General features: G+C 71.8%; 12 protein-coding genes and 1 pseudogene. 7 read left to right on the top strand and 6 right to left on the bottom strand.

The genetic code is table 11. The features are described from left to right. Positions 1-112 precede the first annotated feature (112 nt). Positions 113-601 carry an SUKH-4 family immunity protein gene (locus ACFXPK_RS18285; protein WP_385076516.1) on the top strand — a complete coding sequence of 163 codons (489 nt, stop codon included), beginning with the start codon at positions 113-115 and terminating at the stop codon, positions 599-601. A gap of 187 nt (positions 602-788) precedes the next feature. On the opposite strand, the gene ACFXPK_RS18280 is transcribed toward ACFXPK_RS18285, so the two are convergent. Beyond that, positions 789-2,177 carry a replication initiator gene (locus ACFXPK_RS18280; RefSeq protein WP_385076514.1) on the bottom strand — a complete coding sequence of 463 codons (1,389 nt, stop codon included), beginning with the start codon at positions 2,175-2,177 and terminating at the stop codon, positions 789-791. 224 nt (positions 2,178-2,401) lie between these two features. Between ACFXPK_RS18280 and ACFXPK_RS18275 the strand changes: the two genes are divergently transcribed. The 6 genes from ACFXPK_RS18275 (at position 2,402) to ACFXPK_RS18250 (ending at position 8,967) form a co-directional block, all read left to right on the top strand. After that, positions 2,402-3,085 (top strand): DUF3159 domain-containing protein, encoded by a 684-nt coding sequence (locus ACFXPK_RS18275; protein WP_385076512.1) that lies wholly within the window; start codon positions 2,402-2,404, stop codon positions 3,083-3,085. Between the two features lie 147 nt (positions 3,086-3,232). Beyond that, a complete protein-coding gene (locus ACFXPK_RS18270) occupies positions 3,233-4,450 on the top strand; it encodes a peptide synthetase (RefSeq protein WP_385076509.1) in 1,218 nt (405 codons plus the stop codon). Positions 4,451-4,708: 258 nt separating this feature from the next. Next, on the top strand, positions 4,709-5,362 hold the full coding sequence (locus ACFXPK_RS18265) for a TetR/AcrR family transcriptional regulator (RefSeq protein WP_384990401.1): 654 nt from the start codon (positions 4,709-4,711) through the stop codon (positions 5,360-5,362). A gap of 278 nt (positions 5,363-5,640) precedes the next feature. Continuing rightward, positions 5,641-6,462 carry a helix-turn-helix domain-containing protein gene (locus ACFXPK_RS18260; RefSeq protein ID WP_385076506.1) on the top strand — a complete coding sequence of 274 codons (822 nt, stop codon included), beginning with the start codon at positions 5,641-5,643 and terminating at the stop codon, positions 6,460-6,462. Positions 6,463-6,784: 322 nt separating this feature from the next. Then, positions 6,785-8,251: an alpha/beta hydrolase gene (locus ACFXPK_RS18255; protein WP_385076503.1), complete on the top strand. Its 1,467-nt coding sequence runs from the start codon at positions 6,785-6,787 to the stop codon at positions 8,249-8,251. A gap of 62 nt (positions 8,252-8,313) precedes the next feature. After that, a complete protein-coding gene (locus ACFXPK_RS18250) occupies positions 8,314-8,967 on the top strand; it encodes a hypothetical protein (RefSeq protein WP_385076501.1) in 654 nt (217 codons plus the stop codon). 161 nt (positions 8,968-9,128) lie between these two features. Here ACFXPK_RS18250 and ACFXPK_RS18245 read toward each other — a convergent pair whose 3' ends face one another. The 5 genes and pseudogenes from ACFXPK_RS18245 to ACFXPK_RS18225 form a co-directional block, all read right to left on the bottom strand. Beyond that, positions 9,129-10,025: a phosphoribosylaminoimidazolesuccinocarboxamide synthase gene (locus ACFXPK_RS18245; RefSeq protein ID WP_385076499.1), complete on the bottom strand. Its 897-nt coding sequence runs from the start codon at positions 10,023-10,025 to the stop codon at positions 9,129-9,131. Between the two features lie 253 nt (positions 10,026-10,278). Beyond that, on the bottom strand, positions 10,279-11,739 hold the full coding sequence (locus ACFXPK_RS18240) for a N,N-dimethylformamidase beta subunit family domain-containing protein (protein ID WP_384996367.1): 1,461 nt from the start codon (positions 11,737-11,739) through the stop codon (positions 10,279-10,281). A 531-nt stretch (positions 11,740-12,270) separates the two neighbouring features. After that, positions 12,271-14,208 carry a hypothetical protein gene (locus ACFXPK_RS18235; protein ID WP_385076496.1) on the bottom strand — a complete coding sequence of 646 codons (1,938 nt, stop codon included), beginning with the start codon at positions 14,206-14,208 and terminating at the stop codon, positions 12,271-12,273. Positions 14,209-14,615: 407 nt separating this feature from the next. Further along, entirely contained in the window at positions 14,616-15,890 is a 1,275-nt protein-coding gene (purD, locus tag ACFXPK_RS18230) for a phosphoribosylamine--glycine ligase (protein WP_385076493.1), read from the bottom strand. Between the two features lie 73 nt (positions 15,891-15,963). Continuing rightward, positions 15,964-16,780: pseudogene (locus tag ACFXPK_RS18225) on the bottom strand (DNA polymerase III subunit gamma and tau); the annotation flags it as partial.

Genomic DNA, 16,780 nt, shown 5'->3' with positions numbered 1-16,780 from the left:
TTGTGTCTTTTTCCGTTCTCTTTTATTTTTTATTTTATACGGGTGGGGGGCCCCCCCTCACGCGGGGGGCGGCGCCCCACACCGCATAGTTACGAGATGGAGACGGGCGCCGATGGCTAACCACCGCTATTCAATCGAATATGTCAAATGCGTTAGGAACTCCGCCGCGCGTGATTACCTTTCGTCGGTCGGGCTGCCTCTCGAGCATGTCCTTTTTTCGGCTTCGGAAGCTGCTGGTGGTGGCGGTGCCGAGCAGGTTGGAGGCCGCGACCTTCTGAAATTGGGATCTGGCGGGGATGGTGATGATGCGTACTGCGTCGACTGTGAAACCGGAGAGGTGCTCTACCGCGGCAGCGGTGATCCGTCTCTATTTTCTGTGAATTCATCACCGCAGAGGTTGTCTGAATGCTTGAGTGTGTTCGAGATTGAAACCGCTCGATCCGCAGGTGAAGACGATCCGGAAATGCTGGAAGAACTTGCCGATCTACTGGGGAGGTCACTCGGAGAGATCGATCCGCCGGCCCTACAGGACGACCCAGGGTTTTGGCGTTCAATTCTCTTCGATGTGGCAATCGGCGACTATACGGATGGCGAATCGTAGCGTCCTCAAGGTCGCGTAACTCGCACCCTTAGGTGGCGGAGTTGACTGCTGACGCCGCCGCCAGTATGGCCTACGATTCACCAATCTCGGCGAACTCATGACCTGCTGGAACATGCATAAGAATTTCGTTCAGACCCGTCATGGGTCCGGAATTCTAATAGCAGAATAATCGTCACGCAGGTCAATTTCAGATGGGCATGCACCTGCCACAGATTTGGGCCCCTCCGTGAGAATTCGGAGGGGCCCAAGTCGTCTTTGACGGCAGGGCGTCACCGGCGTCAGGTTGGTTGGCAGTCTCCGAAGGGTTGTGGAGAGTGCGGCCGAGGAGGTCGATGGCGTCGCGTTGGAGGCGGAGTCTCACGTGAGCGTAGACCGTGGCGGTGACGCCGATGTGGGCGTGGCCGAGGAGTTCCTTGATCACGATGAGTTCGACGCCCTGCTCCAGGAGGAGGGTGGCGGTGGAGTGCCGTAGGTCGTGGAAGCGAATCCGGCGGAGCCCTGCCCGACTGAGGAGGGCGCGGAAGCTGCGATTGAGGTTCGCCGGATCGGTCGGTCCTCCTGCCGTCGTGCTGAAGACGAGGCCGTTGTTCCTCCAGTCGTCCGCTGCGGCCTCTCGTTCTCCTTCCTGTACCTCACGGTGTTCCTTGAGTGCGTGGATGCACTCGCACGGGAGGGCGATGCGTCGTTCGGATGCGCGGGTTTTGGTGGATAGGGCGGTGAGCCCGCCGGTCTGGGTGCGCTGGAGGGTGCGGCGGATGCAGGCAGCGCCTGTCCTGAGGTCGAGGTCTTCCCACTGGAGGCCGAGGAGTTCGCCCTTGCGGAGTCCGGCGCGGAGGGCGAGTTCGCACAGCGCGAACAGGCGGTCATTGCGGACAGTAGCGAGGAACTGGCGGGCTTCATCTGCCGTGAGCGGTTCAAACCGACGAGGCCGCGGTATGCCCGTGCGGACGTTGCGGGCCACGTTGCGTGTGATCTCCTCTTCGCGGACGGCGTGCTCCAGAGCGGACTTGAGTACGGAGTGGATGTACGCCAGCGTCAGCGGGGAGAGCCGCTTGGAGCAGCACGCTCCGGCGGCGCAGCAGCGAGGCTGATCGCGGTGAGCGTCGATGGCGCGGGCGCAGCACTGGCAGGTGGTGCGGAGCTGGTTGAGCCAGGTGCGGACGTCTTTGGCGGTGAGCTTGGCGAGCTTCTTGTTGCCCAGGCCGGGGATGAGGTGCTGGTTGACGCAGGCGGTGCACGGGAGCGGCGTTCCGTGGGGCAGGAGGGTGGCGCCGCGTCCCTGGCAGGGGCGGCAGAACAGGGCGCGGTCGAGGGTGCCGGAGGCGTCGGCGGACTTGGTGACGTACTTCGCCACGTAGGCGGCCACCGCCTGATCGGTGCATTCCGCGTCGGCGCCGAACGAGGCGATCTCGCGTACGTCGAGCCGCCGGCCCCAGGCGGGTTCGCGTTCCCCGACCGCGTCCGGGGTGACGGAGATGTGGGCGCGCCGTGCGGCGGTGCGGATGGCGTCGGCGAGCACGGCGGCGGTGGCGTACGAGGGCGGGGCGCCGGCCCAGGGACACCCCGGGCCGGTCACACCGTACGAATCAACGACCCGCGAAGCACGGAACCGGTCGCGAAGCATGTGGGACCGGAAGGAGTGCGAGTCCCGCCCGAGGGCAACCGACAGAACAGGGATCGTCGTGTGACTCACGCCACACGGGTAGGGGTAGCCATGACAGTCACTTAATGACACGCTGGCATTAAGTGACAATCTGAAACCGCACCTCGCCCCCAGACGAACTCGGGAGAACGACCACCATGAAGACCACGCGCTTCCTGGAGACAGAGTCCGACACGCAGGCGGAGCAGACTGCCCCTCAGCAGCGGCCTTCGGTCCTCGACCAGGCGGGAGGCACCAAGGGAATCGTCTACTCGACGGTGCCCGTGGTGGCATTCGTCGTCGCCAACAACCTGAGCGGGTTCAAGGCGGCGATCGTCGCCGCCCTCGCCGTCGCGGTCGCCATCGGCGTGGCGCGGCTCGTGCGCAAGGAGTCGGTGCAGCCCGCGGTCGGCGGTGTGTTCGGCGTCGCGGTCACCGCCGGCGTCGTCTGGTTCACCGGCTCCGCCAAGGACTACTTCCTCATCGGCATCTGGGCGAGCCTGGCCGGCGCCATCGTCTTCCTCCTCTCCGTGCTGGTGCGGTGGCCGCTGGCCGGCGTGCTCTGGAACACGGCCACCGGCAAGGGCAACATCTGGCGCGCGGACAAGCGCTCGCGGCTCTACTTCGACATCGCCACCGTGGTGCTGGCCACCGTCTTCGGCGCCAGGTTCGCCGTCCAGCAGTACTTCTACGCGACCGACCAGGTCGGTTCGCTGGGCTTCGCCAAGATCGCCATGGGCTTCCCGCTGCTCGGCCTGGCCTTCCTGGTGGTCGCCTGGGCCGCCCGGAGCTCGAACAAGCGGCTCAAGGCCATCGGCCTGCTGCCCGCCAAGCGCGTCTGACTTCTCCGGCGAACACCGGCTGCTCGACGGCAGCCAGGGCGCACGGCCCGGACACGTACGTGCCACCCGGCGGCGGACCGGCCACGGCCCGGCGTCCGGGGGCCGCCGACGACGCCCGCCACCCCCACGGAAAGAAAGGAAGCCGTAGTGACCACGAGCCGAGGAGAGGTCATGCGCCCGCTGGGCGCGGCCGAGCGGACCATCGACTTCTACATGCGCGAGAACCCCCTCCAGTTCTCCCTGGTCGCCGAGATCGACCGGCCCGTAGGGGAAGCCGAGCTGGCCGGGGCGCTGGTGAAACTGTGCCTCCGCCACCCGCTGCTCGCGGCGACGGTGGACCACACCGCGGCCGAGGCCGTCTACCGGCGAGCCGATGGCGCGATCCCGGTGACGACACTGCCCGAGGGCACACCGTGGCAAGCCGTCGTGGCCGCCGAGCAGACCCGGCCGATCCCTCCGGCCCCGGGCCCGCTGGCGCGGTGCACCCTTCTGCCGCGGGGCGGGCGGTGCGACATCGTGCTCACGTTCGCCCACCAGATCGCCGACGGGGTGGGCGGGATGCGGGCGCTGCTGGACCTGGTGGCGGCCCTGGACGGCGAGGAGCAGGCGCCCGGCGGTGTCCCCGAGACGCAGGAGGACCTCCTCGCCCGCGTCGTCCCGCCGCCGGTCACCCTGGCCGCCGTCCCGCCGCCGGACGATCCGCGCATGAGCGTCGGCGGCGAGTTCGCGCCGTTCTCCGGGCACGCGCCGCATGTACAGGCCCTGGCGCTGGACCAGGAACTGACCGGTCGGCTCGTCCGGCGCTGCCGCCTGGAGAGCACGACGGTGCATGCCGCGCTCTGCGCCGCCGCCGCGGTGGTGTTCCATCGGCGTGGACGGGAGTTCGTACGGATACTGAGCCCCATGGACCTGCGCCGGGCCTGCGGCCTGCCCGACGAGGTGGTGAACCGCTTCGTCGGGGCCCGGACCGCGAGCGAGGCGTACGCGGCGGACGACTTCTGGAAGCTCGCCCGCGCCACCCACGATTCGCTCACGCGCCAGCGCGCTCCGCACGTCCTCAAGGCCGCTGGTGCGCTGCTCACGGAGCACGCCCCCACGAGCGGGGAGCAGGCCGAAGCGATGATGGCCGCCGTCACCGCGGCCGACATCCAGATCACCAACCTCGGTGTGGTGACACCGCGGCAGCGGGGCGCGGGCACGCTCACCGCCCTGTGGGGCCCGGCGCAGATCACCCAGTTGCGCGGGGAGCACGTGCTCGGCGTCGTCACCCTCGACGGGCGGCTGCGCATGACGGAGCTGACCCACGACCCCGTCGCCGGGCTGGTTCCGGACATCGCCGCCGCACTCGCGGAAGCCTGCGCCTGAGAGCTGACGGCGCGAACCGGGCCTGAACGCGCGGGCGGCGGGGCGGCTCGGGCGTCCGACGGCACGCGCGGCGCCGGTCAGCTGGGTGATCAGCCGCCTGATCAGCTACGTGGTCACCTGACCGTCGCCTGGCTGGTCACCTCGCTGGTCGCCAGGTCGGCGTCGCCGTCCGGCAGTCGCGCCACGTTGGCACCGGACGTCACTAAATGTCATTATGACACTCGTGTGTCGGCAGGGACACGGGCGGAGGTGACCGGCATGGCAACGGCCAAGCGCGGTGCGAGCGGAATGAGCGACGAGCGGCGCCGGCGGCTGCGCCTGGAGATCTCCCGGGAGGCCTCCCGCCTGTTCTGGAAACAGGGCGTGGCCGCCACCAGCGGAGACGAGATCGCCGAGGCGGTGGGCCTGTCCACCCGTACCATCTGGCGCCACTTCCGCAGCAAGGAAAGCTGCGCCGAACCCATCGTGGCCCTTGGCGTGGAATGGGAGATGCGCACGCTACGGAGCTGGCCGGACCACCTCTCGCTGGAGGAGCAGTTCAGCACGGAGGCGAGCCGGTTCGGCCGTGAGGCCGGCACCGTCGAGCTGACCGACGCCGGGCTCGCGATCCGGATGATCCGGCTGGCCGAAACGGAACCGGCCCTGCGTACCGCCTGGCTGATGGCCTGCGACCAGGTGGAGCGCGAGATGGCCCAGATCATCGCGAAGCGGCTGGGCCGGCAGGCCACCGACCTCCAGGTGCGTCTGCACGCCGCGGCGGCCGCCGCCACCATCCGGGTCCTCAACGAGAACATCGGCGGGGCCCTTCTTGACGGCGCCGACCCCGCGCAGTACGCCGACGCCCCGGAACGCGTGGCAAGCGCTGTCCGCAGGGCCACGGGAGGGGCCGTCGGGGACCCGGTCGGCACCTGAAAGCCCCGCCCCCACCCCCGAAGGTCCGTCCCCGCGGCCCCGGAGCCGCCCTGCCGTGAGTCGCGGCGCTCCGGTCCCGCCCCCGTGGAGCCGTCGCCCCCTGCCCCGGCGGCCCGACCGGCACGACACCCGCGTCCGGAGCGCCCCACGGCACCCCTCACGGGCCTGCGCGCGATGACGGAGCACGCACTTGCCAGTCACGCCACTTAATGCCATCGTGACACTTAACGACATCCACTGTGTCTCGTGTGTCTTGACGGGGGTGATCCCAGATGGAAATGCTCACGCATCCTGCCGCCGGAGGAATGAGCGAGCGGCGGCGCCACCGGCTGCGTCTGGAGATCTCCCGGGAGGCGTCCCGCCTGTTCTGGGAACACGGCGTGGCCGCCACCAGCGGCGACCGGATCGCCGAGGCGGTGGGCCTGTCCACCCGCACCATCTGGCGCCACTTCCGCAGCAAGGAAAGCTGCGCCGAACCCATCGTGATCAAAGGCGTGGCATGGGGGACGAACGCGTTGCGGAGCTGGCCGCGCCACCTGTCCCTCGACGATCACCTCGCCGCGGAGGCCGTCAGGTACGAGAGCGCCGCCGACGACCTTGAGCACGCCGACACCTTGCTCGCGATCAAGATGATCCGGCTGGCGGACCACGAGCCGTTGATCCGGACGGCGTGGCTCATGGCCTGTGACCACGTGGCGTGCGAAATGACCACGGTCATCGCGAACCGCCTGGGCCTGCCGGCCGACGACTTCGCGGTACGGCTGCACGGGGCGGCGGCCTCGGCCGCCTTCCGGGTCGTCAACGAGGAACTCGGCGTCGCCGTGCTGCGCGGGGTGGTTCCCGAAGGCTTCGAGGACGACGTGATCCGACGCCTGGCGCGCGCCGTACGCGACGCCACCGGAGGCGCGATCGGTGATGCGATCAGTGATGCGAGCGGTGATGCGAGTGCCCCTGCCGACGCGGAACTCCGTACGCGGCAGGTCCCGGTGAACAGCATCGCCCCCTGTCGGCACCAACTCCCCCGGCCCCCTGAAAGACGCGGGGGCCAAGCTCACCCCGGACGGAGCGAGCCGGTGGACCGGGCCGGTTCGTCAGGCTGACGGAGCGGCAGCCGGCAGATCCGCGAGGACGCCACCCCCGTCGGGAGCGTAGTTGTCCTTGATCCCGGCCTGCTCGTCAGCAGCCCCGCTGAACCGCCCCGGCGACAGAACACACGCCTGGAACTCCTCAGGGCCGGGCCGTTGTATCGCCTCACAGGGCTACCGGTGGATCAGACCTGGGACCGGTGCGCCTGCGACCCAGGTCTGACCGGTGCCTCTCCCACGGTCGGGGCGGGTCGGTCCGCCGGGCCGATGTATCTCCCACGCCCGGCGAACAGACTCTTTCACGTGCCGGTCGAAGCCCCCCACAGGAAGAAACCTCATGCGCAAAAGCCTGTCCCTCGCTCTTACCGCCGCCGCGTTCGCGGTGACCGCGCTGTCGACGGCGGCCTCGTCGTCCGCAACGGTGACACCGACGCCAGGCGCTCTCCAATGGGGCCCGTGCCCCGAGGGAGCCTCCGCGCCTCGCCTTGAGTGCTCGACGCTCGAAGTTCCCCTGGACTACCGCGACCCGGACGGCCGGCAGATCGAGGTCGCCGTCTCCCGGCTGAGGAGCGAGAATCCGTCACAGCGGCGCGGCGTCCTGCTGACCAACCCCGGCGGTCCGGGCGGTTCGGGCCTGACGTACCCGGCCGTTCTCGCCGCCGCGGGGATGCCCAAGAAGGTGCTCGACTCCTACGACCTCATCGGCTTCGACCCGCGTGGTGTCGGCCGGAGTACGCCGGTGACGTGCGACCTGACGGAGGAGCAGCAGTGGCGCGGCAACTTTCCGCCGTACGCGCACACGTCCGCCGATGTCACGCGGGAGGCCGGACCCGCGCGGAAGATCGCCGAACAGTGCACCAGCTCGCGGACGGCGTGGATGCTGCCGCACACCACCACCGCCAACACCGCGCGTGACATGGACCGCCTCCGGGCTGCTCTGGGCGAACCGAATCTGTCGTACCTCGGTGCGTCCTACGGCAGTTACCTCGGCGCGGTCTACACCACACTGTTCCCGCGGCGCGACGACCGGATCATCCTCGACAGCAATCTGGGGCCTGGCGGGTACGACGTCACGGCCATGCGTGAGCTCGCCAGGGGGATGGAGGACCGTTTCCCCGACTTCGCCACGTTCGCCGCCGAGCACCCCGAGTACGGTCTGGGCTCCACGCCCCGACAGGTCACCGCCACGTTCTGGAAGCTCGTCAAGAAGTTGGACGCGAAGCCGGTCCAGGGCGTCAACGGGACCGCTTTCCGCGCTTACACCTTCGAGCAGATCTACGCCGACGGCTCCATGCCCAAGCTCGCCACGTTCTGGCAGGCGGTCGACACGGGCGCGGAACTGCCGCTCCCGGAGCTGACCGGGGAGACGGAGAACCTGATGGCCTCGCGGTTCGCCGTGGTCTGCGGGGACTCCCGCTGGCCGGGGACGGTCCAGGAGTACCAGCGCAATGTCGCCGTCGACCGGCTCAAGTACCCGATGCTGGGCGGCTCCACGGCGAGCATCAACCCCTGCGCGTTCTGGCCGAAGGAGCGGACCGAACCGCCCGTGCGGATCACCGGCCGGGGCCCGTCGAACGTGCTGATGGTGCAGAACGAGCGCGACCCGGGCACGCCGCTGGCCGACGCCCGTGAGCTGCGGCGGGCCTTCGGCGGGCGGGCCACGATGGTGACGGCTGATCAGGGCGGTCACGGTGTCTACCCGTACGGGGGCAACACGTGCGTCAACGACGCGGCGACGACGTTCCTGACCACCGGGGAACGCCCCGCGCGGGACGTCTCCTGTGCGGCGGAACCGAGCGAGTGACCCAGTAGGCGCGTAAGCGAACAGACGAGTAAGCGAGTAAGCGAGCAACGGAGGCGCCGGACATGTTCGAGGAGATGCGAAGCCGCCGGGCCGCCCGGCGGATCACCCCGGGGGACGGCAGGCCGCTCAAGCGGTTCCGCTGGTGGCAGCTTCCCTACCGTTCCCTGTTCTACCTCCGGCTGCCCGGCGGTGGCGGCGGGCAGGCGGTCTACGCCGTGGACGTCAAGCGAGGTCAGGATCAGACGTCCTCGACGGCCAAGGCCGATCTGTACCTCGACGGCAGGCACCACGCCCGGTCGAGGCTTCCCGCCGCCTTCCCGGTCCCCGGCGGCACGGTCGAGGTGCGGCTGAGCGGCTTCGGGCTGCGGCGCTGCCACTACGTCACCACCAAGGGCACCGAACACCTGCTCGTCCCGGACACCGCCTCCGCGGAGGGGCGCCGGGCCCACCTCGACCGTGCGCATCCGGTGCTGAGCGGCGGGATCGGCACCGTCTCGCTGACCGTGCTCGTCGTCGCCCTGGTCATGCTGGTCGCGCAGCTCGCCGAAAAGATCACCGAGGTGGCGGTGGTGGCCGAGCGCGTCGGGGCCTTCACCTCGCCGGTCCATCCGTCGTTCTGGGCCAACGTCGTGCTGACGGCGGTCACGTTGGTGGCCGGCACGGAGCGGGCACTGCGGTTGCGGTACAGCCGGCTGCTGGACGGTACGGCGGGCTGACACCGCGCCCCCTTCGGGGGACGACCGAAAGGAGCCCCCCCCCCAACCGCCGGGGGGCTTCCCGCTTTCCTGACCTGCGCCAGGCCCTGACCTGCGCCAGGCCGTGACCTGCGCCAAGCCCTGGGCCCTACCAGGTCCTGGCCTCTACCGAGTCCCGGTCTCTACCAGCTCTTGCCGGTGAGGAGTTCGTACGCCTCCAGGTACTTCGCCCGGGTCGCGTCCACGATCTCCTGCGGCAGCGGGGGCGGCGGCAGCTCGCCCGTACGGTCCCAGCCGGAGGCCGGCGAGGTCAGCCAGTCGCGTACGAACTGCTTGTCGTACGACGGCTGCGCGCGCCCCGGCTCCCAGGTGGCGGCGGGCCAGAAGCGCGAGGAGTCGGGCGTCAGCACCTCGTCGGCGATCACCAGACGCTCGCCGTCGAAGCCGAACTCGAACTTCGTGTCGGCGAGGATGATGCCCCGGTCGCGGGCGATGTCGCGGGCCCGGCCGTAGACGTCGAGGGTCGTCCGGCGCAGCAGGGACGCGTTCTCGGCGCCGATCAGCCGGACCACCTCGTCGTACGCCACGTTCTCGTCGTGGTCGCCGACGGCCGCCTTCGTGGCGGGGGTGAAGATCGGGGCGGGCAGCTCGGACCCGTCGACGAGCCCTTCGGGGAGCGCGAGCCCGCAGACGGTGCGGGTCTGCTGGTACTCGGCGAGCCCCGAGCCGGTGAGGTAGCCGCGCGCGACGCACTCCACCGGGACCATGTCGAGCGACTCGCAGACGAGCGTGCGGCCGGCCCAGTCGGCGGGGGCGCCCTCGGGCAGGTCGGTGGAGATCACATGGTTCGGGACGAGGTCCGTCAGCCGCTCGAACCACCAGAGCGAGAGCTGGGTGAGGACCCGGCCCTTGTCCGGGATCTCGGTGGGCAGGACCCAGTCGTACGCGGACAGGCGGTCGCTCGCGACCATCACGAGGTCGCCCGCCTCGTTGCGGTACAGATCACGCACCTTGCCGGTGTGGATGTGCACCAGACCCGGCACCTGAACGGGCTCGGGCTTTTCTACGAATCCGGACACGGTTCCTCCCCGTGGTTCTGTCCGAGCTAGGAGATCGCCTTGATTCTCCCGTATGCCGGAAGCCGCAGCTCGCAGGGGTGGCCGGACGCGTGCGTGGCGTGCCCGGACGGACGACGGGTCCCGGGCGGACGGCATGTCCCGGACGGACCAGCGGTCCGTGGGCCTACGGGTCCAGGGGGCACGAGGGCCCGGAGGTACGAGGGCCGGGGGGCACGAGGGCCGGGGGGCACGAGGGCCGGGGGGCGCGGTCTGCTCAGTCGCGTTTGCAGATCCGGTCGAGGAGGTTGGCGGTCGCGCGCTGGATCCGGGCGTCGACATGGCCGGGGCGGTCCAGCGCCGGGGACCAGGCGAAGGTGCCCGAGGCGAAGACGAGCGCGCCGGACGGGGCGCGGTAGAGCGATGTCTCCTGGTGGCGCTTGGCGTTCTCGCTGTCGCGGTACGGGGAGTGCGCGAGCAGGATCCGGTCCTGGTGCTCGGGCAGCGCCGTACGCGGGAAGTAGCGGTCCGCCTCGCCCGCGACCAGCCCCGCGATCTCGTCGCCCTCGCCCGCGCCGACGGCCTCCCAGAGCCAGTGGTGGGCGTTGCGTACGACGAGGGGGTGCGGCTCGGGGACCCGGCCCGCGTACTGGATGCCGAGGAGCTGCTGCTCCGCCCGGTCCACCTCGCGCCAGAGCGTGGAGCGCCCGGGGCCGCGGCGCTTGCGGCAGGTGAGGAGCCGGTCGGGGACGCCGGAGGCAGAGGGGCCCAGCTCCACCTGCCAGTAGAGGGAGTTGGCGGAGAGGAAGACGAGCGAGGTGCCGTGGTCACGGGCGGCTTCGACGGTGGTGCGCATGGGCACGGACCAGTACTCGTCGTGGCCGGGGAAGATCAGGCCCCGGTAGCGGGTCGGATCGACGCGGCCCGCGTGCAGATCGCGGGCGTCGGCGTACGCGAGGTCGTAGCCGTAGCGCTCGGCCCAGCGGATGAAGTCGTAGGCGTGGCCCACGTGCAGGGGCAGGCCAGCGCCCGCGTAGGGGCGGTCGAAGGAGACGGTCGTCGCGGCGTCCTGCTCGCCGAGGAGCCGGCCCTGTTCGTCCCAGGCGTGGTAGAGGCTGGCGCCGGTGTGGCCGTCCTCCGGATAGAGGTTGTACGCCTGCCAGGTGATGTCGGGGAGCAGGAGGAGCAGATCGGCGGGGTGGCTGTCGCGGACCGTGAAGGGGACGTGGGAGCGGTAGCCGTCGACCGTGGTGAGGACGGCGACATAGGCGCCGAGCGACCAGTACGAGGGGACCTGGAGCCGCCAGGAGAGCCACCAGTGGTGGCAGGAGACGGTGCGGTCGGCGGCGAGAGGCGGGGACTGGACGACGCCGGGGAGACGCGGGCTCGTGGTGATCTTGAAGGCGCCGTCGCCGCCGTAGTGCCCGATCCGGTAGATGTCGACGAAGAAGTCCTGCGGCGGGTCGACGGTGACATGGAAGTCGATCGACTCGCCCGGGGCCACGGCTCCGTTGGACACGAAGCCCTTGATCTGGCCCCGTACGTCGTCGGCGGTACGGGGGCCGCCGCTGCGGCCCGCGCTCAGCGTCGGGTCCGCGTACCAGGGGACGACCTGGCCGGTGTCGTCGAGGTAGTTCTCGCTGCCGCGCAGCCACGGCAGTGGGCCCTGGCCGAACGGGTCGCTGACCGCGTGGGCGAGAGCGCCCGATTCCCATCGCCGGATCTGGTCCGCCCCCATGGTGCGCCCCTCTTCCGTGCCGCCGCGCCCGCAGGGGGCACGGATAGTGATGCACGCGTCGATACGTGCGCCGACGCGCCGGTATGACGACGGTGATAAGGCCGTTTGACCGGTCGGTGACACGGTCGACGGTCGGCTCCGGACACCAGCACATCACAAAACGCGTGTGGCCCGTCACCGTTCGTCGCGAATTGACGTGAGCGGAACGGAGCGCTCCGGAACGCGGGCCGGGGCGGGAGGCGGGCGGCATGGGGTGCCAAATATCCGCGTACGAGGGCGAATCGGAACGGGCGGCGACGGGAGCGGCGAACGCATTCGGCCACCCGGGAGCGACGGTTCCGCGGCCCGGGGCGGTGCCTCATCGCGGACGGGCGGGGCTGCGGTGCGGGGCTGCGGTGCAGGGCGGGGACGCAAGGCTGCGGTGAGGCCCGGGGCAGGGGGCGACGAGGGGCAGGAGCCCGGCGCGTGGGGGCCCGGCGCGTGGCAGGGGCCCGGCGCGTGGCAGGGGCCCGGCGTGGGAGGGGCCCGGCCTCACACGAGGCGTACGGGCTTCTCCGCGCGGACGCCCAGGGAGGCCAGCCAGGAGCGCAGCGGCTCCGCGTCGCCGCCCTCGACCAGGCTGAGGACGCGCCCGCCGAGGTCGGCCCTGCGCACGCCGTCGACCAGCAGGGCCGGGCCGTCGAGCCAGTCCAGGCCCGGGGCGGCGCCCGCGGTGTCGACGGCGGAGCAACAGACCATCGCCGTGACATGGTCGGCCAGCAGCTCACGGCCGGTGCGGGGCGGCTGGAGGGGGAAAAGGGGCAGCGGGTCGGTGCCCCAGAGCGCGAGGGCGTCGCCCCCGGCCTCGGCCGGGGTGAGGGGGGCCGCCGCCTCCTCCCTGGCCAGCTCGGCGCTGATACCGGCGGCCAGCGCCTCACCGGGCTCGCTGCCCGTGCCGCCGGGACCGGCGAGATGCTCCATGACGCGCGCCAGGGTGGGCCCCTGGACGGGGCGGGAACTCCCGGAGCCCATCCCGCGCTCGGCGCCGTCGGGGCCGCGACCGGGGCCGTGGCGGCGGCCGTGACCAGGGCCGAAGACGGAGCCGGCGCCGGAGCCCCGCGCGCCGGAACCGACGCCCGTGCCCACGCCTGAACCGACCGTCCCCTTGCTCACGCCCGTAGCGACCCCGGCGGCGCCCTCCATGCTGTCCAGGACGCGGTGCAGCCGGGCGGCCTCCGTACGCCACTTACGGTCGACGACCTCTTCCGGGTACTGCTGCCAGTCCACCGGGGACCAGTCGGGACCGGCCTCGGCCGGGCCGCCGTGGAAGAGGCGTGCGGCGAGCAGGGAGGCCGCCTCGTCGACCGTGCCCGGCTCTTCGAGCAGGTCACAGGCGGGGCGCTCGCCGAGCCTGGAGGCGAAGCCCTCGGCCAGGCGGTCGCGGCGGGACAGCTCCGTCAGGGCCGAGACCACACCGGCGTCCAGCCGGGAGGGCCAGCGGCCCATGCGCCAGGCGGGCAGCGCGACGCGCGTGAGCAGCCGGTCCCACCCCGCGTACGCCAGGCCCACCTGTTCCTGGGCGACGATCCGCAGACCGTAGTCGACCGCCTGGGCGCGCTCGGACGCGGCGGAGGCGACGCCCCGCTCCATCAGCGCCGCGTGCTCGCCGCAGCCCCGCAGCAGCACGCGGGCGACGCGCCCGACGGCGCCGAGGGCCAGTCTGCGCACCGGTCCGAGCCCCGGGGCCGCCGCGACGGCGACCGCCGCGTCGAGGCCCCGTACGAAGCGGCGGGCGGCGGCTATGTCGGGGTGCGCCGAGAGCCCCGTACCGGCGACGACCGGGGCGAGGACGGCGCGCAGCTCGGCCACGCGCATCCACCAGAGGAAGGGTGAGCCGATCACCAGGACAGGGGTCGCCACGGCCCCGCGCCGGGCCTCGCCGCCCCTCGGACCGCCGCCCGCGACGGCGGCCGATTCGGCGCCCCGCCCGCCGGTGGAGCCGGTCGCTCCGGCCGGGGGCAGAATCGCCCGCCCGAGTGCACGATCGAACATCCGTTCACGGGTCGGAATGTGTCCCGGATGCGTACGGTCCTCCAGCCAGCTGTCGCAGTCCGGGGTCAGCGCTATGGCGGAGGGAGCGGGAACCTCAAGGCGCTCCGCGAGATCACGGACCAGCCGGTAGAGATCGGGAGCGGCCTTCTCCGACACCGCGACGGTAGGGCTGAGGGCGGGCTTGGCGCGCGCGACGACGGCGGCGACAGCGGCGGCGAGCGCCAGCACGGCCACGGCGAGGGTCGTCACCATCCAGCGCGCGACGTTCCACCCCGCGCCGTCGAGATGCCCCGTCGCTCCGCCGGCCAGCAGCACGACGGCGACGGCCGCCGGCAGCAGCGCGACGGCCAGCGCCCTGCCGCGCAGCCGCAGCACGGCGAGCGCGCGGACACGGGCGCCCTGAGCGCCCAGCTCGTCACCGATCCCGGAACCGGACATGGTCGGACCTCACCCCCTCTGCCGTGTCGGCTGCGTTGCTCACTCCCCCACTGTGGCACCCGCCACTGACATCGCAATGCCGGTGGGCCAAGTGCCGGAACGCATGCGCCGCACCCTAGTTGGGCCCCGGAGACCCGTCATCCGGATGGCCCAACCGTCACCCGATGGAATGGCTCTGGTCAAAGCTGCTGACGAGCAGGGCGCAGGGGCTCCCTCGCGGCTCCCCGTACGACGGCGAGCCGTAGCCCTGACGACAGGACTACGGCTCGCGGACGTACACGACTACGGCGAAGAGAGCAGGAGGAACGCGCTCGGGGATGTCCCGGGGAGGACCAGGGGCGCCCCCGGAACGGCCGGCGACGGCCTGCGACGCCCTGCGACGGCCTGGCTGAAGCCGCCCGCCCGGATCAGCCCTCGGAGGCTCCGGCGGCGGCGCGGGCGATGTCCGTACGGTGCTGGGAACCCGCGAGGCGGATCCGGCCCAGCGCCGTGTACGCGCGCTCGCGGGCCTGCGTCAGGTCCTTGCCGGTGGCCGTCACGGACAGGACGCGCCCCCCGGCGCTGACCACCGTTCCGGCGTCGGCCGCGGCGCCCTCCAGCCGGGTGCCGGCGTGCAGGACGTACGCGTCGGGCGCATCCTGGGCCGCCACCTCGTCGAGCCCTTCGATCGGGTCGCCGGTGCGCGGGGTGTCCGGGTAGTTGTGCGAGGCGACGACCACCGTGACCGCCGCGTCGTCGCGCCAGGAGAGCGGGGGCAGCTCCGCGAGGTTCCCCTCGGCCGCCGCCAGCAGGACACCGGCCAGCGGGGTCCTGAGGCGGGCCAGGACCACCTGGGTCTCGGGGTCGCCGAAGCGGGCGTTGAACTCGATGACCCGTACGCCCCGGCTGCTGATCGCCAGTCCCGCGTACAGCAGTCCGGCGAACGGCGTCCCCCGGCGGCGCAGTTCGTCGACCGTGGGCTGGAGGACGGTCTCCAGGACCTCGTCCACGAGCTTGGGATCGGCCCACGGGAGGGGCGAGTACGCGCCCATGCCACCGGTGTTGGGGCCCTCGTCGCCGTCGAGCGCGCGCTTGAAGTCCTGCGCGGGCTGGAGCGGCAGCACCGTCTCGCCGTCGGTGATCGCGAAGAGCGAGACCTCGGGACCGTCGAGGAACTCCTCGATGACGACACGGCCGCAGGCGAGCCCGTGCTCGCGGGCCGCGGCGAGATCGTCGGTCACGACGACGCCCTTGCCTGCCGCGAGCCCGTCGTCCTTGACCACGTAGGGCGGGCCGAACGCGTCGAGCGCGTCGTCGATCTGCTGGGCGGTGGTGCAGACGTAACTACGTGCCGTCGGTACGTTCGCCGCGGCCATCACGTCCTTGGCGAACGCCTTGGAGCCCTCCAGCTCGGCGGCCTCCTTCGACGGGCCGAAGCAGGGGATGCCCGCCTTCCGTACGGCGTCGGCGACCCCGGCCACCAGGGGCGCCTCGGGTCCGACGACGACGAGATCCGCCTCCAGCTCGGTGGCGAGACGGGCCACGGCCGCGCCGTCCAGCGCGTCCACCGGGTGCGACACGGCCACCTCGGCGGTGCCGGCGTTGCCGGGCGCGCAGTGGAGAGCGGTGACCTCGGGGTCGAGGGAGAGAGAGCGGCACAGGGCGTGTTCGCGGGCGCCGCCGCCGATGACAAGGACCTTCACGTGGGGCAGCCTAACCGGGCGGGCGCGCCGGCCCGAGTGCGGGCCGTGGGATGAGACGCCGAACGGCGGCCCGTCATTCGTTCGTGTATTCCTCCACCACCGTCGCCCCCAGCTCGCGGACGATCAGGTCGTGGCCGGAGAGCGCGGAGTCGACGAGATCCGGATCGTCCTCCTCCGCCGTGTCGTCCTCCGGGGCCACGGTGTGCTGCGGGGGCGGTGAGGCGGGTCTGTTGTCGGAGCGCGGCGGCTCGGGGCGGGAGGGGGCGGGCGCGGCGGGGCGCGACGCCTGGGAGGCGGGCGCGGAGCCGGAGCCCGCGCCGGGACCGGGGCCGGGACCGGGGCCTGAGGGGGCGCCGTAACCGCCACCGCCGGACGGGGCTCCCCCGCCGCCACCGGGAGCGCCGTAACCCCCTCCGCCGTACCCGCCGCCTCCGCCACCGCCGGAGGGCGCCGGGGGCGGGGTGCCGCCGGACGGATCGACGATCGCCTCGATCTTCCACTGCACCTGGAACTGCTCGGCGAGGGCCTGCTTGAGCACCGCCTCGCTGCCGCTGCTCGTGAAGTTGTCGCGGGCGCCCGCGTTGATGAAGCCGACCTGGAGCGTCGTCCCGTCGAACCCGGCGACCTGCGCGTTCTGGCTGAGCAGGATCCAGGTGAAGCGGCGGCGGTTCTTGACGGCCTCCAGGATGTCCGGCCACATGTGCCGGACCTGTCCGGCGCCCTGCGCCATCCCCGGGCTCGCCGCGCCCGCGCCTGCACCGGCGCCCGCGGCCGGACCGGCGGCGGATGGGGGCGCGGCGGCGGGCGGCGGGGTCGGCGCGGCGGCCGGCTGGCGCACGCCCGGCCCCGGCGTTGAGGCTTAGGGCCAGCCACCGGGCCGACGCGCAGTC

This window comes from Streptomyces sp. NPDC059142 (assembly GCF_042755665.1).
Taxonomy (GTDB): domain Bacteria; phylum Actinomycetota; class Actinomycetes; order Streptomycetales; family Streptomycetaceae; genus Streptomyces.
Note: the sequence above shows the minus strand (reverse complement) of the source record. Positions and strands in the feature narration are given on the sequence as shown.